Genomic DNA, 19,494 nt, shown 5'->3' with positions numbered 1-19,494 from the left:
GGTGATACGTGGCCAAAGGTAGATTGCGCCGGCGTTTGGCGGCCGTGAACGAGAACCTGACGTCGCGTCATGACGCCGACCTCGTTGACGTACTCAACATCCCGGAGAAGTTCGTCAGCCCGTGGCGGCGGATCTTCACCCGGGTGCTGTTGGCGCTGGGTGCGTTGTTCGCCGCGGTGCTCATCGTCTACATCGACCGGCACGGCTACCGCGACATCGGTGACAGCCCCAATCCGGACGACCCGCTGTCGTTCCTGGACTGCCTGTACTACGCCACGGTGTCGCTCTCGACCACTGGCTACGGCGACATCACCCCGGTGACGGCCTCGGCCCGACTGGTCAACGTTCTGGTCATCACGCCGCTGCGGGTGGCATTCCTGATCGTGCTGATCGGAACCACGGTCGAGACCCTGACGACCCAGTCGCGTCAGGCGTTGAAGATCCAGCGATGGAGGAAAAGCGTGCGTAACCACACCGTCGTCGTCGGCTACGGAACCAAGGGCCGCACCGCGGTGGCGGCGATGATCGGTGACGATGTCCTGCCCGCCGACATCGTCATCGTCGAGAACAACCCGGCTGCACTCGAGCGCGCCAAGAACGCCGGTCTGGTCACCGTGCGCGGCAGCGCCACCGACTCGGAGATCCTGCGGCTGGCCTCGGCTCAGCACGCCAAGTCGATCATCGTCGCCTGCAACAGCGATGACACCGCCGTCCTGGTCACCCTGACCGCCCGGGAACTCAACCCGCGGGCCAACATCATCGCCGCCGTGCGCGAGGCCGAGAACCAGCATCTGCTCAAGCAGTCCGGCGCGAACACCACCGTCGTCACCTCCGAGACCGCGGGGCGGCTGCTGGGCATCGCCACCCAGACCCCGAGCGTCGTCGAGATGATGGAAGACCTGCTGACCCCGGACGCCGGATTCGCCATCGGAGAACGGCCGGTCGAGCCCAAGGAGGTCGGCGGCTCACCGCGCCATCTCACCGACATCGTGCTCGGCGTCGTCCGCGAGGGCGAGCTGCTTCGGGTGGACGACGAACGGGTAGATGCGCTGGAGCTGACCGATCGGCTGCTCTACATCCGCTCCAAGGAAGACCGGTAACGCTCCGTGAGTTTCACGCTCCGCAACATCCCTCTGTTGTCCCGGGTCGGGGCCGACCGCGCCGACACCCTGCGCACCGATATCGACGCCGCCATCGCCGGCTGGCCCGACGCTCTGGTGCTGCGGGTGGACCGGCGAAACCAGGTGCTGATCGCCGGTGGCAGCGTGGTGCTCGGCAAGGCCACCGGCCTCGGCGACGCCCCGCCAGAGCAGGCGGTCTTCCTGGGCCGCCTCGAGGACGGCCGCCACGTCTGGGCGATCCGCGGCGCGCTGGAGGCGCCCGAGGATCCGACCGTGGAATCCGAGGTGCTCGACCTGCGCCGTGCCGGTGCAATCTTCGACGATGCCAGCGCGCAGTTGGTGTCCACCGCGACCGCCCTGCTGAACTGGCATGACAACGCCCGGTACAGCCCGGTCGACGGGTCACCGACCAAGTCCATCAAGGCCGGCTGGTCGCGGCTGAATCCCGACAACGGCCACGAGGAGTTCCCGCGCATCGACCCCGCGGTGATCTGCCTGGTGCACGACGGCCACGACCGGGCGGTGCTGGCCCGCCAGGCCGTCTGGCCGGAGCGGCTGTTCTCGATCCTGGCCGGGTTCGTGGAGGCGGGGGAGTCCTTCGAGGCCTGCGTGGTCCGCGAGATCTCCGAAGAGGTCGGCCTCGACGTCACCGAGGTGCAGTACCTGGGCAGCCAGCCCTGGCCGTTCCCGCGTTCGCTGATGGTGGGTTTCCACGCACTCGGCGATCCCGAGCAGCCGTTCGCGTTCAACGACGGCGAGATCGCCGAGGCGCAGTGGTTCACCCGCGCCGAGGTTCGCGACGCGCTCGCAGACGGGGACTGGAGTAGCGAATCGACGTCGCGGCTACTGCTCCCCGGATCCATCTCGATCGCCCGCGAGATCATCGAATCCTGGGCGGCCCTGGACTGATCGCTATGGCCCCAGCGCGTCGATGTCCCGCAACACGAGGCGGGCGTCGTCGTGGGTGACTTTCAGCTGGGTCGACACGAAATCCACCCAGGACCGTGCACCGAGAGCGCCCGGCGTGGTCTTCGATTTCAGGGTTGCCAGCAGCCGAAGCTGTTCCTCGCGGGCCAGGTGTTCGGCTCGACCGTAGAGCGCGATGGCGTGTTCCATCGCCGGCCGTGAACGTGACCTCGCCAGCAGTGCTTCGGCTTCGGCGACGAGCGCTGAGCGTTCGGTGCGGAGGGTGTCGATACCCGGAAGGCTCTGAGTCATGCATCGAACACTAGTTCGATGCACCGACAGATCTGCCGCGTCAGCTCAGCTTGGCCTTGACCTGCTTGATGTTCGGGTTGGTCAGGGTGGACCCGTCCGCGAACTKCACCGTCGGCACCACATGGTTGCCGTTGTTCACCGACCCGACGAATTCGGCGGCGGACGGATCGGCCTCGATGTCGATCTCGTCCCACGCGATGCCCTCGGCCTTCAGCGCGGTCTTGAGCCGATTGCAGAAGCCGCACCACGACGTGGTGTACATGGTCAGCTGAGCGTTGGTCATGCTGGAAACAACCTATCGACGTCGGTGCGTATTTCCCTGCCAGCCTAGGTGGCGGCACGGGCGCTGCTGATGTCGGAGCCCCCTGCCATGATGGACGGCATGCCGTCCGTCGACAGTCTCCTCGGCGACCTCGACGACGAACAGCGCGAGGCCGTGCTCGCGCCGCGTGGTCCGGTCTGCGTGCTGGCCGGCGCGGGCACCGGCAAGACCCGCACCATCACCCGCCGCATCGCCCACCTGGTGGTGGGCGGGCATGTGGCGCCCGGCCAGGTCCTGGCCGTGACGTTCACCGCCCGCGCGGCCGGCGAGATGCGCAGCCGGTTGCGGGCCCTCGGCGAGCAGTCCGGGGTGCCGACCGCCGCGGTCCAGGCCGTCACCTTCCACGCCGCGGCCCGCCGTCAGCTGCAGTACTTCTGGCCCCGGGTGGTCGGCGACACCGGTTGGCAACTGCTCGACAGCAAGTTCTCGGTGGTGGCGCAGGCCGCCAACAAGGCGGCCGTGAAGGCCAGCACCGATGACGTGCGTGACCTCGCCGGCGAGATCGAATGGGCCAAGGCCTCGCTGATCACCCCCGAGCAGTACGTGGCCGCGGTCGCCCAGGTCCGCCGTGACGTCCCGATGGACGCGGGCACCGTCGCCAAGGTCTACAACAACTACGAGCGGCTCAAGACCCACCGCGACGGCACCGCCCTGCTGGACTTCGACGACCTGCTGCTGCACACCGCTGCCGCGATCGAGAACGACGCGGCGGTCGCCCAGGAATTCCGGGACCGCTACCGGTGCTTCGTCGTCGACGAGTACCAGGACGTCACGCCACTGCAGCAGCGTGTGCTCAACGCGTGGGTCGGCGAGCGCGACGACCTGACGGTGGTCGGGGACGCCAACCAGACCATCTACTCGTTCACCGGCGCCACCCCGAAGTTCCTGCTGGACTTCTCCCGGCGCTTCCCCGAGGCCACCGTGGTACGGCTGGAGCGCGACTACCGGTCCACCCCCGAGGTGGTGTCGCTGGCCAACCGCGTCATCGCGGCGGCGCGCGGCCGGATGGCCGGCAGCAAGCTGCACCTGATCGGTCAGCGTGACCCGGGTCCCAAGCCGTCTTTCGCCGAGCATCCCGACGAGGTGGCCGAGGCCACCGGCGTCGCGAATAAGGTCAAGAAGCTCATCGAATCCGGCACTCCCGCAGCCGAAATCGCGGTGCTGTACCGGATCAACGCCCAGTCCGAGGTATATGAGGAGGCGCTCACCGAGGCCGGCATCGCCTTCCAGGTGCGCGGTGGTGAGGGGTTCTTCAGCAGGCAGGAGATCCGCCAGGCGCTGCTCGCGTTGCAGCGCAACGTCAACAGCGAGTACGGCGACGATCTGCCCGGCCTGGTCCGGTCGCTGCTGGAACCGCTGGGCCTGACGGCCGAGCCACCCGCAGGCACCCAGGCGCGGGAGCGCTGGGAAGCGCTCGCCGCGCTCGCCGAACTGGTGGACAACGAAGTGGCGCAACGCCCTTCGCTGGACCTGCCGACGCTGCTCGCCGAACTGCGCCAACGGGCCGACTCCAGGCACCCGCCGGTGGTGCAGGGCGTCACGCTGGCCTCGCTGCACGCCGCCAAGGGCCTGGAATGGGATGCGGTGTTCCTGGTCGGGCTGGCCGACGGCACCCTGCCGATCTCGCATGCGCTGTCCCATGGCCCCGACAGCGAGGCCGTCGAGGAGGAACGCCGGCTGCTCTACGTGGGTGTCACCCGGGCGCGGGTGCATCTGGCGCTCAGCTGGGCGCTGGCCCGTACCCCCGGCGGGCGGCAGGGCCGTCGTCCCTCGCGGTTCCTCAACGGGGTGGCCCCACAGTCCCCGGCCGACGCCGCCCCGGCCCGCCCGAAGCGCGCCAAGGGTGCCACCCCGCGCTGCCGGGTCTGCAATGGCCCGCTGAACAGCCCGACGGCGATCATGCTGCGCCGCTGCGAGAGCTGCCCGTCCGACATCGACGTCGAACTGCTGGCCGAACTCAAGGATTGGCGGCTGCGCGTCTCCCAGGAGATGAAGGTGCCGGCGTTCGTGGTGTTCACCGACAACACGCTGATCGCCATCGCCGAGACGCTGCCCGCCGATGCCGCCGCCCTCGTCGCGATTCCCGGTATCGGTGCCCGCAAGCTGGAGCAGTACGGCCCCGATGTGCTGGCGCTGGTGAAAGCCCGGTCCTGAGGCGGAGTCGCAACGTCGGCCAAGTTTCACACATATTCCGCCAAACCCGCTGGTCAGAAATTCGCTTGTGCGTTTGCACTGATAGGCTCTAGCCTCAAGATCACAAGTTCCGTGTGGGACTACATCTTTGTCTGGCGAGAGGAGGGATTCGGCATCATGACGATTTTCACAATGCAGCAAGGCGTAAACGTCAGTGGCATGCCGCTGTCCGCCCGCGCCGTCGTCGGCATTCCCGCCGCGCATCGAGCTGGTTGGGCGCCCGCTGCCGCCGCGCCGCAGCACAAGCGCCGCACCGCCGAAACGACCGCCGAGTCCGTGAAGTGGGGCACCACCTAGGTAGCCCCCAGCACCGCCGAAAAGGCCACGGACCCGCGCAACCGGATCCGTGGCCATTGTTTTCGGAACACCCGAACACCCTGGTCACCCGGTCCGGACAAGTACACCGACACCGAAGAAACGACCAGGAAGTAGGGAAAGACATGTCCGTCCAGACATGCCCGCAACGATTACTGCCCGCGGTGCCGTGCCACGAGGCCGATCCCGACCTGTGGTTCGCCGAGAGCCCCAGCGAACTGGAGCGCGCCAAGGCGCTGTGCGCGGCCTGCCCGATCCGGAGCCTGTGCCTCGACGAGGCGCTGGAACGTCAGGAGCCGTGGGGAGTCTGGGGTGGCGAGATCATCGAACGCGGAACCATCGTGGCGCGCAAGCGGCCCCGTGGACGTCCGCGTAAGGACGCGCAAGCGGCCTGACGAAATACGTCAGGCCGCTTGTCGGCGCGCTATGCGGCGTCGGTGAAGCCCGGAACCAGTTCGGTGGCAATGGCTTTCATCGGAACGTGGGCGTCCAGCTGGCAGCAGATCGCGATGGTCGACGCGATCACGCGCAGCGGGATGGCCAGGTTCGCCGGCAGGTCGAGCTGGCGCGCCATCTTGATCTGGGCCACCGAGTTGTCCATCTGTCCGGCCGCCATCCGCTGCAGCCAGCGCCGGGTGTAGTGGAAGACCTCGGTCTGCACCGGTTCCACGTACTGGCGCAGCATGTCGTCGACTTCCTGGGCCGAGACTTCCTGACCCTTCTGGATGAACCCGGCGGCTTCCATCGCCGGTAGCAGTTCGACGTAGTTCTTGTCCCGGGCCAACCGGATGCACTTGCCGAGTGCGGGCGGGAAACCACCGGGAAGCGGTGCGACAGCACCGAAATCGATGACGCCCATGCGGCCGTCGGGCATCAACATGAAGTTCCCGGGGTGCGCGTCGCCGTGCATCATCTCCAGGCGCTCGGGGGCGCCGAAGGTCAGTTCGGTCAGCCGGGTGCCCATCACATCGCGCTGCTCGGGGGTGCCCTCGCGGATGATCACCGACATCGGGATGCCTTCGATCCATTCGGCGATGACGACCTTGGGGGCACTCGCGATCACCGCGGGCACCACGAAATGCGGATCGTCGGCGTAGGCCTTGGCGAACGCGCGCTGGTTGTCGGCTTCCAGCCGGTAGTCCAGCTCCATCTCGGTGCGCTCGATGAGTTCGGCGACGACACCGTCGATATCGGCGCCCGGGGCGAGTTGCTTGAACACACTGGTCAACCGCTGGATGGTCTTGAGGTCGGCGCGCAGCGCCTCATCGGCACCGGGGTACTGGATCTTGACCGCGACTTCGCGACCGTCGGACCACACCGCTTTGTGCACCTGGCCGATGCTGGCCGACGCGATCGGCTTGTCGTCGAAGGACTGGAAACGTTCGCGCCATTTGGTGCCGAGCTGTCCGTCGAGGACGCGGTGCACCTTGGCCGCGGGCAGTGGCGGGGCTTCGCGCTGCAGCTTGGTCAGCGCCTCGCGGTAGGGCTTGCCGTACTGCTCGGGGATCGCGGCTTCCATCACCGACAGGGCCTGGCCGACCTTCATGGCGCCGCCCTTGAGTTCCCCCAGGACGGTGAACAGCTGCTGAGCAGCCTTGTCCATCAGCTCCGCGGTGACCTCGTCCCGGGATTTGCCGGCCAGTCGCTTGCCGAACCCGAGCGCGGCCCGTCCGGCAAAGCCGACGGGAAGGCTGGCGAGCTTCGCGTTTCGCGCGACGCTGCCTCGTTTGATTTCGGACACCTAACCATCATCCACGACGGGCCTGAATATGCCGCAACGAACTGGCAACATGCGATGTCAGCATGCGCACGCCGGGTGCCGCGACCAGCGCCTCGTCACCACCGAACCGGTGCCGACGTCGAATTCGACGGTGGTGTCCAGTGTGATCGGCGTCGGCGAAGCGTCCTGAGAGTCGGGCTCCTCACGCATCGCCCGGAGCACCAGATCGACCTGCGTGAGCGCCAGCGCGGCGGTGCCCAGCACGGTGGCTCGGTCGGCGGTGGTGACGGCGTGGCGAAGCTGCGCGGCCAGCGCCGGCCAGGCCGCGTCACGGTCGCTGCGGTGCAGATCCGCGCACGCCAGACAGGAGGTCAGACCGGGGATCACCAGGGGTCCCACCAGCCCGGTGCCGTCGCGCACCCGAACCGGAAGATGCGGCACCCGGGCGGTGTGCAGATCGCGCAGCACCCGCGGATCGGTGACCAGCGCGTCGGCCAGCACCACCAGGTCCGTCTTGTCGGTGGTCACCACCGAATGCCGTCGGCTGCTGCGCGTCACCCGGGTCCCCGAACAACTCAGCGCCCCGGACAGCAGGTCTGACAGCGGGCCCCGGCCATGTACCCGCACCGACACCGACCGCAGCGACGGACGGGTCCGGGTCACCACACCGGCCGCCAGCAGCGCGTCCAACAGGTCCGGAAGGGCAACCGGGGTCAGGCCGAAAGCTTCGGCGCGCGTGGTCAATTCATCGGCGGTGGCAGGGTCCTGCATGGATCGGAGCAACCGGGCCAGCGTCGCGCCGGTCGATCCGGCGGGAGGATGCACCAGCACGGCGCGGCGCGGGTCCCAGCCGACCTGCACGGTTCCGTCGGGCCGCAGCAGGACCGGCATCGCCGGGTTGAGTGCGTAGCGCCGCATGCCATGACTGTGTCACGGCGGGCGCGATCGCCGCGTCAGTTATCCACAGGGCCGTCGGGGCGCTCGTTGCGCTCCAGGTCTTCGAGTAGCTGATCGATGCCACTGGTGTCCCCGCCGATGGCCCGGTCGATGAAGGCGGCCGGCTCGTCGAGATCGGCGGAACCGGGCAGCAGGTCGGGGTGCTGCCACACCGCGTCGCGGGCATCGGCGCCCACCGCCTCGGTGAGCTTCTCCCACAGCGCGGCGGCCTCACGCATCTTGCGGGGTCGCAGTTCCAGCCCGACCAGGGTCGCGAAGGTCTGCTCGGCGGGCCCGCCGGTGCCGCGCCGGCGGCGCAGCGTCTCGCTGAGCGCCTCGGTGCCCGGCAACCGGTCCCCGAGCGCGGCGATGACGACGGTCTGCACCCAGCCCTCGATGAGCGCCAGCAGCGTCTCGAGTCGCTCCAGCGCGGCGGTCTGCTCCGGGGTGGCCTTGGGTTCGAACATGCCCTGGCTGAGCAGCTGCTCCATGGCCGCGGGATCGGCCAGCGACGCCGGGTTGAAGCCCTGCGCCATGTCCTCGATCCCGCTCATGTCGATCTTCATGCCCTTGGCGAACGCCTCTACCGCGCTGAGCAGCTGGCTGGACAGCCACGGCACATGGCTGAACAGCCGGTGGTGGGCCGCCTCGCGGGCGGCCAGGAAGGTCAGCACCTCGCTGCGCGGCTGCTCAAGACCCTCGGTCAGGGCGTCCACGGCCTCGGGCATCAGGGCGGCAACACCCTTGGGGCCCAGCGGCAATCCGATGTCGGTGGAGGTCAGCACCTCCTTGGACAGCTTGCCCAGGGCCTGGCCGAGCTGGCTGCCGAAGGCCATTCCACCCATCTGGGACATCATCGCCAGCAGCGGCCCGGCCATCGCCTGGGCCTCCTGGGGCAGCGCCGAGGCCCAGACCGTGGAGATCTGCTCGGCAACCGGGTCGCACAACCGCTTCCAGGTTTCCAGGGTGTTGTCCAGCCACTCCGTCGGCGTCCAGGCCACCGTGCGAGTGGTGCCCGCGGGCAGCGCGGTGGCGCCGTCGAGCCAGGTTTCGGCCAGCCGCACCGCGTCGGCGATCGCGGAGCTGGTGGATTCGGGTACCGGTGCCACAAAACCGATGGAACTCGTTGCCAGCTGGCGGGCCAGGTCGTAGTTGACCGGTCCGGCCTGCTGGCCGCCGGCGGCCATATTGCCTGTGCCGCTGAACATCTCGCCGAGCCGGGTGAAGATCTGGCCGAGATCGGACATGTCGAAACCCTCACCGCCCAGCCCGAACGGATCCCCGGAGGGATCTTTCTTGCGCTTGTCAGGATCCGGGTCATCTCCGTGGGAGAAGCCGAAGGGCAGGTCAGCCATAGCGTCAACGGTACCCACCGGCRGCGGTGCGGGTGGGGCCGCGGGTCACGCTGTGAGCGAAGGAGCGTCGAGGGAAGCCGTCGAGCGCGGCTGAAGCATAATCGGATAGAATATCCAACGCCAATGCATCGAAGACGCCCCAATCGAACCTTCGGTGGACGCGCGAAATCGACAAGCAGTGAATCGTGCTCAAGCGGCGAATGGGCCTTAACGTGACCAAAGAAGGCCTGACGGCCCCATGACACCGCGCAGTTACCGGCCAGGACCACGAATTCGAATAGAGTATCCAATACTTGAAAGGAGAGCTGATGCCACCGCGAGCAACGAAGCGCAGCCCCCGTGTTGCGGCCGGCGCGAGCGCGAGTGCACGCTCGGAGTTTGTGCGCCCGAAGACGGCGAACCAGGCCGTCGCCGAGGCGATTCGCCGCGACATCAGCAGCGGTCGATTCCCGCCGGGCAGCTGGATCGTGCAGGAAAGCCTCGTGGAAATGTACGGGGTGTCGCGAATTCCCATCCGGGAGGCGTTGAAGACGCTGGAGGCCGAGGAGTACGTCACCTACGTGCCGCACAGCGGCTATCGAGTCACCGAACTGGGTCTCGAAGAGCTCCGGGAGATTTTCCAGCTGCGTGCCACGCTGGAAGAGATGCTGATCCGCGATGCAATGCCCCATGTCACCGACGAGATCGTCGATCAGATGCGGCTACGGATGGCGGAGATGGACGAAGGTGTTGCCAGCGGCGACCTCGTCGCAGTCGGCCTCGCGAACCGGCAGTTTCACTTCCTGACCTTCGAGAAGAGCCGGCTGGCCCGCACGAAACGAATTGTGACCCAGCTGTACAACACGGCTGATGCGTACCGGCCGCTGTACGCGCATCTGATGAATCTGCCGAAGGTCAATACCGAGCACATCCTGCTGACGGACGCGATTGCCGACCGCGACGTGGAGAGGGTGATCGCCCTGAATTACGAGCATCGTTCGCACGCGATCGACAACCTGACCAAGGCGCTCGCCGAGGACCTGGAGGACACGGCCGCCCAGTAAGCGGTTACCGCGGCTGGCCCAGGGTTCGTCCGAGAGCGAGACCCAGCGCCACACCGGCGAGCGCCGTGACAGCGAGCACCAGGCGTTCGTCGGCGTTGGGGGAGTAGCTCGGAGCCCGACGGTGCGGCGAGCTGTCGGCGGCAGAGCGGTGCGGGTCGTCGGGGCCGGCGATGGCGTCGTTGAGGCGATTGGCGAACTGCTTGAGGATTCGGTTGCTGACCTGAGCGATCACCCCGCTGCCGAACTGCGCGATCCGCCCACTGAGCTCCAGATCGGTGGTGACGGTGACCGCCGAACTGCCGCCACGCTCGTGGGCAACCATGGTGACCGTGGCCTCGGCCGAGCCATTGCCCTTGCCGTCGCGGGCGGTTCCCCGGACCACCATCCGATGCGTTCGGTCGTCGCGGTTCACGATCCGTGCTGTCCCGCCCAGCGTGAGGCCGACGGGTCCGACCTTCACTGTGACGTTGGCCCGGTGCTCATCACCCTCGCTGCTCTCCAGTTCGGCGCCCGGAATGCACGCCGCCACCTGCGGAATGTCGGTGAGTACGGCCCACGCGATATCGATCGGTGCATCGACGACGAACTCGTTGACCAGCTGCATCGCGGTGCTCCCTGTGTGACTGCGCTGTTGAAGAACCCGGTGAGGTCCGCTTTACTATTGGATATTCTATCCAAGACGCACCGTAAAGGGAGTTACGCATGTTGAGCAAGGGTGTTGGACTTTTTCCCACCGAGCCGGTCGGTCCGATGTGCGACTACGTCAAACTCTGCGAATCGCTGGGCTATGACAATGTGTGGTTCGGCGACTCGCAGAACATCTGGCGGGAGTCCTCGACCGTGATGGGCGCAGCGGCCGTCGGTACCGAGAAGATCGTCTTCGGCACCGGGGTGACCAATGCCGTGACGCGGCACCCGTCCGTGCTGGCGTCGACCTGGGCGACCTTGGCGGAGTTCACCAACGGTCGAGTGGCGCTGGGCATCGGCACCGGAGACTCTTCGCTTCGGACCATGGGCCTTCGCCCGCAGAAGCTTGCCGAGCTCGAACAGTCGATCACCGACCTGCGTGCCTTGTTCCGTGGGGAATCGGTGGCAGAGTCGAGCAGTGGCGCCGATTTTCACCTCAACTACGTGACCGAACCGATGAACATCCCGATCTACATCGCGGYGTCGGCACCGAAGATCCTGCAGATGTCCGGCCGTATCGCCGATGGCGTCATCGTGCTGGTGGGAACGGCACCGCATTTCATCGAAGCGGCGCTGCAGACCATCGAGGCCGGCGCCAAGGAGAGCGGCCGCACACTCGACGACCTGCACATCGTGTTGTGGACACCCACAGCGATCGCCGAAGACCGCACCGAGGCCCGCGATCTGGTGCGCGCTCATGTATCCCGTGTCGCCATCCGTCCGTTACCGGCCAAGGTGGACCCGGCGCTGGAGAAAGCGATCGACCGCATCCGGGACAGCTACAACTACTACGAGCACATGAACACCGAAGCCGCGCACGCCGACCTCGTCCCCGACGAACTGGTCGATCTGTTCGCCCTGGCGGGGACCCCCGATGAGTGTGCGCAACGGCTCAAGGAGATCGAATCCGTGGGTGTCAACCAAGTGTCGATCGTTCCTTTCGTGCGTCCCGGGCAGAGCAAGGAAGCAACCATCCGCACCTTCGCCGATATCGTGGGCGGCCTCGGGCAATGACGGACCGCCGAGGTGCGCCCGCTACGGCTGCCGCCGGCTTCCCGGCTCCGGGCAGCAGGGTCGCCGGGGCGCCACCGGCACTGAAGCGCGTGCTGACACCGGCCGACGGGGTACTTCACGCTCCGCCCGTTGCTGAAGTGGCGACCGCCGCGGTGCCCGCGGCCGATCTGCGACGACCGTCCTTGTCGTCGTTCACCGCGGCCGCCGCCATGGCGGGCATCGCGGTCGGCCTCGAGCTGGCGCGACTGTCGAGAGGCGCTCGGTGAGGTGTTATTTACGTCAAGTTAACGCGATCGGTTGACGCACCTCACACCCCCTTTTATAGTTGGATCCAATATGCAGTTACCAGATGGAGGTGCTTTGATGTTGCGTCTGACCAAGTGCGTGACTGCGTCACTCACAGTCTTCGCCGTATTGGCCACCGGTGCGTGCGCCGACGAGGGGGCGGCGCCCCAGAGTGGATCCGGCAGCAACACGCTGAGCATCTCGGCCACCGGCGTCGACAGCCTGCCGTTCATGGCCATCCTGCAGGCCGGCATCAACAAGAAGTGGTTCGAGGAAGAGGGCCTGGCCGTCGACCTGTTCTCGGGCGGCGGCGGTGGTAACACGCTGCGAGTCGTCACCAGTGGCGACGCCGACGTCGCCATCGCGGGCAACAGCTCGGTCCTGCTCGCTGCCCAGCAGCCCAATTCCAATCTCAAGGTGATCGCGCCGTGGTTCCAGGTCAACGACTTCTCCTGGATCAGCCCGCCCGGACGAAGCCTGGAGGGCGCGACCCTGGGTTTCAGTTCCGCCGGATCTTCGACGGAACTGATCGTCAAGGGCCTGCAACGTGAACTCCCCGGAGTGCAGGCACAGGCAGTCGGCCCGATGGGCGACAACTGGACGGCGGCGAAGGCCGACCAGATCACCGCAGGCTGGGCCATGCAGCCCTTCATCGCCGACAAGCAGGCCACCGACAATGCCGAGGTGCTGGTGAATTCCCGGGAGTTGCTGGGTGACCTGCCCGCCGATCTGGTGGCAGTCAACACCGCATACGCCGAAGCCAACCCGGAAAACTTGCGCAAGTTCTTCAAGGTCGCCGACCGGCTGAACCAGTGGGTGGTGGAAAGCCCGGATGAAGCCGCGACCGAACTGGCGCCGCTGGTCGGTGTCGGTCCAGAAGTGATGAAGGCAGCCTTCCGTGACAATCCCGACCTCGCCAAAGGCTACTCGCTCAAGGTGGACACCGAGGGCCTGAAGAACCTGTCGGACCTGATGGTGGAGGCCGGGCAGATCTCCGAACCCGTCAACTGGGCGGAGACATTGGATCAGCAGTACCTGCCCGACGACGCCCAGTCCACGTTCTGAGCCCGCAGCGACCGCGTGAACCGAACCGTTGATGTCCGACAGCCTTGAAAGAGAGCGAAATTCGTGAGCAATCAGGGAATTCAAATCGAGAACGTGTCGGTCGTGTTCGACACGGCAGCCGGGCAGGTGACGGCGGTCAAGCAGATCGATCAGCACATTCCGCCCACCAGCTTCGTGTCGATCGTCGGCCCCAGCGGCTGTGGCAAATCGACTCTGCTCGCCGTGATCTCCGGATTGCAGAAGGCCACCAGTGGAACGGTGAGTGTGGCGGGGCGACCGGTGAGCGGGCCGGACCCCAAGATCGGCGTGGTGTTCCAGGAGGACTCAACGTTGCCCTGGCGCACCGTCGAGGAGAACGTGGCGTTCGCGATGGAGATGATCGGGACCGAGAAGGCGGCCAGACGCCGACGGGCTCAGGAGGCGATCGAGCTGGTCGGTCTGCGGGGGTTCGAGAAGTCCTATCCCTCACAACTTTCCGGTGGCATGCGCCAGCGAGTGGCATTGGCGCGCACGCTCGCGGTCCAGCCCGAGGTGGTGCTGATGGACGAGCCGTTCGCAGCACTTGACCAGCAGACGCGCTTGTTCCTCGGTGCCGAGGTCCGCCAGATCTGGGCCCGCACGCATCAGACCATCATGTTCGTCACGCACGACATCTCGGAGGCCATTCTGCTGTCCCAGCAGGTGTGGGTGATGTCCTACCGGCCCGGAACCATCATCGATGTCGTTGACATCGACCTGCCCGACGAGCGTGACGCCAGTGTTGTCTCGACACCCCGGTTCAACGAGTTGCACAACCGGATCTGGAGTTCCCTGCAGGCGGAGTCGATGCGCGGGTTCCAGCAGCAGGACACCAAGGAGAAGGCGTCGAAGTGACCACCTCCTATGTGGCGGCCGACGATCTGCCGTCGGAAACTCTGCACGGGTCGCAGCGGGAGCCGGAGAAAAACAGCACACCCGCGTGGCGTCCGGGCAAGCTCACGGTGAGTGTGTTGTCGACGGTGGGTCTGTTCGCGGCATTCATCCTCTTCTGTGAGATCGGTGCGCGCGCCGGATGGTGGAGCGCGGGCATCCTGCCGGCCCCGTCGGTCATCGTTGCCGAACTGGGCGTCCTCCTCACCGAGCCGCAATTCTGGAGTGACGCGGGCCGCACCGGATTCGAGGTGGCACTGGCCATTGTGTTCGGTGGGCTGCTGGGATTCGCTGCCGGCCTGGTCTTCTGGAAGATTCCGCTGGTCGGCCGGATCTTCGAACCGTATCTGGTGTCGTTCTACGCCGTCCCGTTGGTCTTGTTCTACCCGGTCATGATCGTCCTGGTAGGCATCAACGCCATGTCGGTGATCATCCTGGCGACCATCATGGCGGCCATCCCGATGGCGCTCAACACCGCGGTCGGTCTCAACACCATGCCCCCCGTCTACATGAAGCTGGCTCGATCGTTGAAAGCCTCACCGCGGCAGACGCTGTTCGCCATCGCCATCCCGGCGGCCGGACCTTTCATCGTCGCCGGTCTGCGACTCGCCGTGGTGTACGCCCTGATCGGGACCATCGCCATGGAATTCACCACGGCCCAGGCAGGATTGGGATACCGCATCCGCTACCTCTACGAAATCTTCGACAACGAACTGATGTTCGCCCACATCGTGATGGTTCTCGTGCTCTCCGGCATTCTCACCATCCTGCTGGCCGTGGTAGAGCGGGCACTGCTGCGCGGAAGGAATCTGTGATGACCACCATCGCCGGCCGGCACGCGGCCACCGAGCCGCCGGCGCGGCCCGACAGGTTCCAGGCCCGTGCGATCGTGACCAGCCAGGCTTTCGGGGCCGTGATGCTGGGATTCGTGATACTTGCCGTCTGGCAGGTGATGTCGGGTGTCACCTTCGTCATCCCTTCGCCTGCGCACACGGTGGCCGTGCTGTTCTCCAATCTCGCCGATCCTGCCTACCTTTTCGATCTGCGGGTCACGGCCCAGTCGGTGCTGATGGCATTCGTGATCGGCACCGCGGTGGGCGGCGGCATCGGCCTGCTCCTCGGACTGTCGCCACTTCTGCGAACGGTCCTCGAACCGTCGATCATCATCCTCAACGGTATCCCCAAGATCGTGCTCTACCCGGTGCTGCTGCCCATCTTCAGCCTGTCGGGGTCCAAGGTGGTCATGGGCGTGTTGTTCGCCCTGTTCCCGGTTCTGATCAATGTCTCGAYCGGCGTCCAGGAGATCCCGCGGGTGTACTGGAAGCTCGCGAAGTCGGTACGGGCGAACTCCTGGCAGACGCTGGTGCACATCATCTTTCCTGCCATTCGCCGTCCGCTGCTGACCGGCATCCGGCTCGCGGTGAGCCTGTCGGTCGTGGGCGTCGTGCTCTCGGAGTTCTTCGCCACTCGTCGCGGGCTCGGTCGAGTGGTGCTGCAGTCTTACAGCCACGGTGAATACCCGGCGATGGTCGCCACCATCATGCTGCTCATCACGATCTCCTTCGGTATCTCGATCGCGCTGTGGCAGTGGGAAAAGCGACTCCATTGAGTTCGGAAGCGGGCGGCGGACGCTACATCGGGACGTCGGTCCGTCGGCGTGAGGACGACCGCATGCTCAGCGGGCAGGGCCGATTTCTGGCCGACCATGCCGCCGGTGCCCACCACATCGTGTTCGTCCGGTCGAGTCAGGCACACGCACGGATCACCCGAATCGACACATCGCGGGCGGCGGAGATGCCCGGGGTGCTGGGGGTGTTCCTCGCCCACGATCTCGGTCTGGCGGACACACCGATCACCGGATTGACCACTCCCGATCCGGGTTTCACTGCGGCGACGTCGTGTGTGATCGCTGAGCAGCGCCTACCGATTCTCGCCACCGACCGGGTGCACTATGTCGGTCACCCGATCGCGGTGGTGGTGGCCGATGACCGTTACCGGGCCGAGGACGCCGCCGAGAACGTCGAGATCGAATACGAACCGCTTCCCGTCCTCACCGATGCGACGGCCGCACTCGAACCAGGGGCGCCGGTGCTCTTCGATCACCTGCCCGACAACGAGGCCGCCCGGATGCACTACGCGTTCGGTGATCCCGACGGTGCGTTCAGCCGTGCCCACCGCATCGTCGAGGGCAGCTACCAGATGAGCCGGCACGGCGCGGTGCCGTTGGAATGTCGGGGCGTGGCAGCCAGTTTCGATGCCAGATTGCAGCGCGTGGACATGCTCACCTCCACCCAGGTTCCGCACATGGTGCGTAACGCGATCTGCGCAGCCACCGGTTGGACCCGGGAGGACATCAAGGTCTCGGTACCCGACGTGGGCGGTGGCTTCGGGACGAAGGCCAACGTCTACGGCGAGGAGATCATCGTCCCGGTGGTGTCCCGATACACCGGCTACCACGTCATCTGGGTGGAGGACCGGCAGGAGCATCTGGTCGCCAGTGCCCAAGGCCGCGATCAGCTGCACAAGACCAGACTGGCGGTGGACCGCGACGGCCGAATACTCGCGTGGCAGGACGATTTCGTCGTCGATATCGGTGCCGGCAGCCTGTGGGTCGCCGGAATCGTCGCCAACACCGCCATCCACCTGCTCGGGTCCTACCGGGTTCCGGCGGCGCGCATCAGTGGCCGGGCAGCATTGACCAACAAAACGCTTGTCGCCCAGTACCGGGGAGCGGGTCGGCCCGAGGCGACGTTTGCCCTGGAACGCAGCATGGACGCGGCGGCGAGGGAACTCGGGCTCTCGACGGTGGAGATACGCCGCCGAAATCTGCTGACCGCCGACGACCTACCCTATCCGCGGCCGATCCCTTATCGCGACGGCGTACCGATCCTCTACGACGGCAAGGACTACACGGCTTGCTTGGAGTCCGTGCTGACCTCCCTTCCCCAGTCGGAGGCCGACGAATTGGCGGACACCTATCCGGATCACCGGATCGGTTACGGCTTGGCGTGTTACATGGAAGCCACCGGCCGCGGTCCGCACGAGACCGCCCGCGTGAGGGTGTTGCCGAACGGCCAGTTCGAAGCTACCGCCGGCGCGGCCTCGGCCGGGCAGGGGCACGAAACCACATTTGCGCAGATTGCTGCGGACGCCCTGGAGGTGCCGCTGGAGCGGGTGCGGTATCTGGCTTCCGACACCGAACGCCTGCCCGACGGTGTGGGCACCTTCGCGAGTCGGTCGGCGATCCTGGCCGGATCGGCGATCCATCAGGGCGCCCGCGAACTCATCGACCTGGCTCGGGGGCGGGCGGCCGGTCTGCTCGGCTCGGCCGACGTGGTGTACCGCGACGGACGTTTCGAGGCCGACGGCAAGGCCGTCGGCTGGGGCGAGCTGGCCGCTGCGGTCCGGGACGGCGCGCCACTCGATATCAGCACGGTGTTCCGGGTGAACACCGTCACCTGGACGATGGGGGTGCACGCGGTGATCCTCGGGGTCCATCGGCATACCGGGATCGTGACGGTGCTCCGGTATGCGGTATCGCACGAAGGTGGGCGGGAGATCAATCCGCAAATCGTCGAGGGACAGGTGATAGGCGGTGTTGCGCAGGGCATCGGCGGCGCGTTGTTCGAGAAGTGGGCGTATTCGCCCGGCGGCGAACCGCAGTCGACCACCTTCGCTGCATACCACCTACCCCTGAGTACCGATGTTCCTCGGGTGCGGGTGACGCATCTGCATGTCGACACGCCGTGCAACCCGATCGGTGTGCGTGGAGCAGGTGAAAGCGGCGCAATCGCGGTCTACGCCGCTGTCGCGGGTGCGATCGATGACGCGGTGGGTGGAAACATCCACATCGACCGCACGCCGATCAACACCGGTGACATCTGCCGAGCCCTGGACGCGGTGGCGTCATGAAGCCGGCCGACTTCGATTACGTCCGGCCACATACGGTTTCGGACGCCCTTGACCTGCTCGCCGAGAACCCGGACGCGAAGATCCTCGCCGGCGGCCAGTCGCTGCTGACGCTGATGAACCTGCGGTTGGCCCGCCCGACGATGCTGATCGACATCGGCGCACTGGAAGAACTACGCAGGGTCTTCGATGACACTGACGATCTGGTGCTGGGGTCCCTGATCACCCATCGCACCGTCGAGACGGACCCTCTCATCGGTGCCCGCGCGCCGTTGCTGGCCGATGCCGCGCGCTATATCGGGCATATCGGCATCCGGAATCGGGGAACCATCGGTGGCTCGGTGGCACATGCAGACCCCGCTGCCGAGATGCCGCTGGCCACTCTGGTTCTCGACGCCACATTCCACATCGAGTCGGCCACGTCCGGCCGTCGCGAGTTGTCCGCCGAGGACATGTTCGTGTCGTTCTACACCAATGCCCTGGAGCACCACGAGATCATCACCTGGATCTCGATTCCGAGTGCCCGACCCAATCAGGGCTGGGGATTCGTCGAATATTCCCATCAGCATGGTGATTACGGCATGGCCGGCGCGGGGTGTGCGCTCACGTTGAGCCCGGATGGCCGGGTCTCGGCACTGCGCGCCGGCGTTCTCGCCGCGGCCGACCGGCCGCTGCTTTTCGTGGGGGACGAGGCCGTGGGAGCCGTGCCCTCGGAGAAGCTGTGGGCCGAACTCGCCCACGAATGGGCGGCGCGCACCGAACCTGCGGCTGATGATTCCGACTATGCGCGCCGGCTGTGCGCAACGGCGTTGCGCGAAGCGCTGACCACAGCACAGCGTCGAACCATCGACCAATCAGAGGAGGAGGGCAGCTATGGCGGCTGATTCTCGGGACTCGAATGCGGTTCCGGTGTCGATCTCGGTCAACGGTCGCAATTTCCGGCGGACTGTCCCGGCCCGACTGACACTTGCCGACTTCCTGCGGGACCACCTCGGACTGACCGGAACTCATCTCGGCTGCGAGCACGGGGTGTGCGGCGCCTGCACGGTGCTCGTCGATGGCCGCAGTGCCCGATCGTGCCTGATGCTGGCGGTCCAGGCCGACGGAGCTCGGCTTGACACGGTCGAAGGGCTCGGCAGATACGAGCAGTGTGACCGGCTACGCGAGGCGTTCTCCCGAAACGGGGGATTGCAGTGCGGTTTCTGCACGCCGGGCTTCCTGGTCACCGCTCTGGAGTTGCTCCGCGATCCGGATACCGAGAAGCCGCTCTGCGAGCAGTCGGTACGGGAAGCTCTGTCCGGCAACATATGTCGATGCACTGGCTACCAGGGGATCGTGCAGGCCGTCCTCGACGCGGCGGAACCTCCGGATCCAGGTCCTGAGGTCGAGCCCGACTAGTGCG

At 66.5% G+C, this 19,494-nt stretch carries 21 protein-coding genes; 15 read left to right on the top strand and 6 right to left on the bottom strand.

What is annotated here, in order from left to right; all coding sequences use genetic code 11:
* Positions 1 to 8: 8 nt before the first annotated feature.
* Complete coding sequence (locus AC1DTF_RS07245; RefSeq protein ID WP_057166740.1) at positions 9 to 1,100, top strand: potassium channel family protein; 1,092 nt, start codon at positions 9 to 11, stop codon at positions 1,098 to 1,100.
* A 6-nt stretch (positions 1,101 to 1,106) separates the two neighbouring features.
* Positions 1,107 to 2,030, top strand: coding sequence for an NAD(+) diphosphatase (nudC, locus tag AC1DTF_RS07240; protein WP_057166741.1), 924 nt, complete (start codon positions 1,107 to 1,109; stop codon positions 2,028 to 2,030).
* A gap of 3 nt (positions 2,031 to 2,033) precedes the next feature.
* Here the strand turns inward: nudC and AC1DTF_RS07235 are convergent, their stop codons facing one another.
* The gene (locus tag AC1DTF_RS07235) at positions 2,034 to 2,339 is read right to left on the bottom strand and encodes a hypothetical protein (RefSeq protein ID WP_477473590.1); all 306 of its coding nucleotides are present in this window, start codon (positions 2,337 to 2,339) and stop codon (positions 2,034 to 2,036) included.
* 40 nt (positions 2,340 to 2,379) lie between these two features.
* Positions 2,380 to 2,622, bottom strand: coding sequence for a mycoredoxin Mrx1 (gene mrx1 / locus AC1DTF_RS07230; RefSeq protein WP_477473589.1), 243 nt, complete (start codon positions 2,620 to 2,622; stop codon positions 2,380 to 2,382).
* Between the two features lie 99 nt (positions 2,623 to 2,721).
* Here mrx1 and AC1DTF_RS07225 point away from each other — a divergent pair, with 99 nt between their 5' ends.
* The 3 genes from AC1DTF_RS07225 (at position 2,722) to AC1DTF_RS07215 (ending at position 5,564) form a co-directional block, all read left to right on the top strand.
* A complete protein-coding gene (locus tag AC1DTF_RS07225) occupies positions 2,722 to 4,815 on the top strand; it encodes an ATP-dependent DNA helicase UvrD2 (RefSeq protein ID WP_477473622.1) in 2,094 nt (697 codons plus the stop codon).
* Between the two features lie 111 nt (positions 4,816 to 4,926).
* Positions 4,927 to 5,151, top strand: a complete 225-nt coding sequence (locus AC1DTF_RS07220; protein ID WP_057166744.1) for a hypothetical protein — start codon at positions 4,927 to 4,929, stop codon at positions 5,149 to 5,151.
* 143 nt (positions 5,152 to 5,294) lie between these two features.
* The gene (locus tag AC1DTF_RS07215; RefSeq protein ID WP_477473588.1) at positions 5,295 to 5,564 is read left to right on the top strand and encodes a WhiB family transcriptional regulator; all 270 of its coding nucleotides are present in this window, start codon (positions 5,295 to 5,297) and stop codon (positions 5,562 to 5,564) included.
* 29 nt (positions 5,565 to 5,593) lie between these two features.
* Here the strand turns inward: AC1DTF_RS07215 and AC1DTF_RS07210 are convergent, their stop codons facing one another.
* The 3 genes from AC1DTF_RS07210 to AC1DTF_RS07200 are packed head-to-tail and all read right to left on the bottom strand — an operon-like array spanning position 5,594 to position 9,198.
* Complete coding sequence (locus tag AC1DTF_RS07210) at positions 5,594 to 6,910, bottom strand: macrolide-binding ATPase MABP-1 (RefSeq protein ID WP_477473587.1); 1,317 nt, start codon at positions 6,908 to 6,910, stop codon at positions 5,594 to 5,596.
* A gap of 57 nt (positions 6,911 to 6,967) precedes the next feature.
* Positions 6,968 to 7,807: a cyclodehydratase gene (locus AC1DTF_RS07205; RefSeq protein ID WP_477473586.1), complete on the bottom strand. Its 840-nt coding sequence runs from the start codon at positions 7,805 to 7,807 to the stop codon at positions 6,968 to 6,970.
* 35 nt (positions 7,808 to 7,842) lie between these two features.
* The gene (locus AC1DTF_RS07200) at positions 7,843 to 9,198 is read right to left on the bottom strand and encodes a zinc-dependent metalloprotease (RefSeq protein WP_477473585.1); all 1,356 of its coding nucleotides are present in this window, start codon (positions 9,196 to 9,198) and stop codon (positions 7,843 to 7,845) included.
* A gap of 290 nt (positions 9,199 to 9,488) precedes the next feature.
* On the opposite strand from AC1DTF_RS07200, the gene AC1DTF_RS07195 reads away from it, so the two are divergent.
* Positions 9,489 to 10,223 carry a GntR family transcriptional regulator gene (locus tag AC1DTF_RS07195; RefSeq protein WP_477473584.1) on the top strand — a complete coding sequence of 245 codons (735 nt, stop codon included), beginning with the start codon at positions 9,489 to 9,491 and terminating at the stop codon, positions 10,221 to 10,223.
* Between the two features lie 4 nt (positions 10,224 to 10,227).
* Here AC1DTF_RS07195 and AC1DTF_RS07190 read toward each other — a convergent pair whose 3' ends face one another.
* Complete coding sequence (locus tag AC1DTF_RS07190; protein WP_477473583.1) at positions 10,228 to 10,827, bottom strand: SRPBCC family protein; 600 nt, start codon at positions 10,825 to 10,827, stop codon at positions 10,228 to 10,230.
* A 98-nt stretch (positions 10,828 to 10,925) separates the two neighbouring features.
* Here AC1DTF_RS07190 and AC1DTF_RS07185 point away from each other — a divergent pair, with 98 nt between their 5' ends.
* The 9 genes from AC1DTF_RS07185 (at position 10,926) to AC1DTF_RS07145 (ending at position 19,490) form a co-directional block, all read left to right on the top strand.
* Positions 10,926 to 11,924: an LLM class flavin-dependent oxidoreductase gene (locus tag AC1DTF_RS07185; protein ID WP_477473582.1), complete on the top strand. Its 999-nt coding sequence runs from the start codon at positions 10,926 to 10,928 to the stop codon at positions 11,922 to 11,924.
* On the top strand, positions 11,921 to 12,190 hold the full coding sequence (locus AC1DTF_RS07180) for a hypothetical protein (protein ID WP_156409121.1): 270 nt from the start codon (positions 11,921 to 11,923) through the stop codon (positions 12,188 to 12,190). Before AC1DTF_RS07185 ends, AC1DTF_RS07180 begins: the two co-directional genes overlap by 4 nt.
* Positions 12,191 to 12,287: 97 nt before the next feature.
* Positions 12,288 to 13,274 carry an ABC transporter substrate-binding protein gene (locus AC1DTF_RS07175; protein ID WP_057166752.1) on the top strand — a complete coding sequence of 329 codons (987 nt, stop codon included), beginning with the start codon at positions 12,288 to 12,290 and terminating at the stop codon, positions 13,272 to 13,274.
* Positions 13,275 to 13,376: 102 nt separating this feature from the next.
* Positions 13,377 to 14,147 (top strand): ABC transporter ATP-binding protein, encoded by a 771-nt coding sequence (locus AC1DTF_RS07170; RefSeq protein ID WP_235570968.1) that lies wholly within the window; start codon positions 13,377 to 13,379, stop codon positions 14,145 to 14,147.
* Complete coding sequence (locus tag AC1DTF_RS07165) at positions 14,144 to 14,998, top strand: ABC transporter permease (protein ID WP_477473581.1); 855 nt, start codon at positions 14,144 to 14,146, stop codon at positions 14,996 to 14,998. Before AC1DTF_RS07170 ends, AC1DTF_RS07165 begins: the two co-directional genes overlap by 4 nt.
* Positions 14,998 to 15,792 carry an ABC transporter permease gene (locus tag AC1DTF_RS07160; RefSeq protein WP_477473580.1) on the top strand — a complete coding sequence of 265 codons (795 nt, stop codon included), beginning with the start codon at positions 14,998 to 15,000 and terminating at the stop codon, positions 15,790 to 15,792. The genes AC1DTF_RS07165 and AC1DTF_RS07160 overlap by 1 nt, the downstream gene beginning before the upstream one ends.
* A 62-nt stretch (positions 15,793 to 15,854) precedes the next feature.
* A complete protein-coding gene (locus AC1DTF_RS07155; protein ID WP_477473579.1) occupies positions 15,855 to 18,095 on the top strand; it encodes a xanthine dehydrogenase family protein molybdopterin-binding subunit in 2,241 nt (746 codons plus the stop codon).
* Positions 18,092 to 18,976, top strand: a complete 885-nt coding sequence (locus AC1DTF_RS07150) for an FAD binding domain-containing protein (RefSeq protein ID WP_477473578.1) — start codon at positions 18,092 to 18,094, stop codon at positions 18,974 to 18,976. The genes AC1DTF_RS07155 and AC1DTF_RS07150 overlap by 4 nt, the downstream gene beginning before the upstream one ends.
* A complete protein-coding gene (locus tag AC1DTF_RS07145; RefSeq protein WP_477473577.1) occupies positions 18,966 to 19,490 on the top strand; it encodes a (2Fe-2S)-binding protein in 525 nt (174 codons plus the stop codon). Before AC1DTF_RS07150 ends, AC1DTF_RS07145 begins: the two co-directional genes overlap by 11 nt.
* Positions 19,491 to 19,494: the final 4 nt, after the last annotated feature.

The organism is Mycobacterium sp. P4_H6 (genome assembly GCF_056400845.1).
Note: the sequence above shows the minus strand (reverse complement) of the source record. Positions and strands in the feature narration are given on the sequence as shown.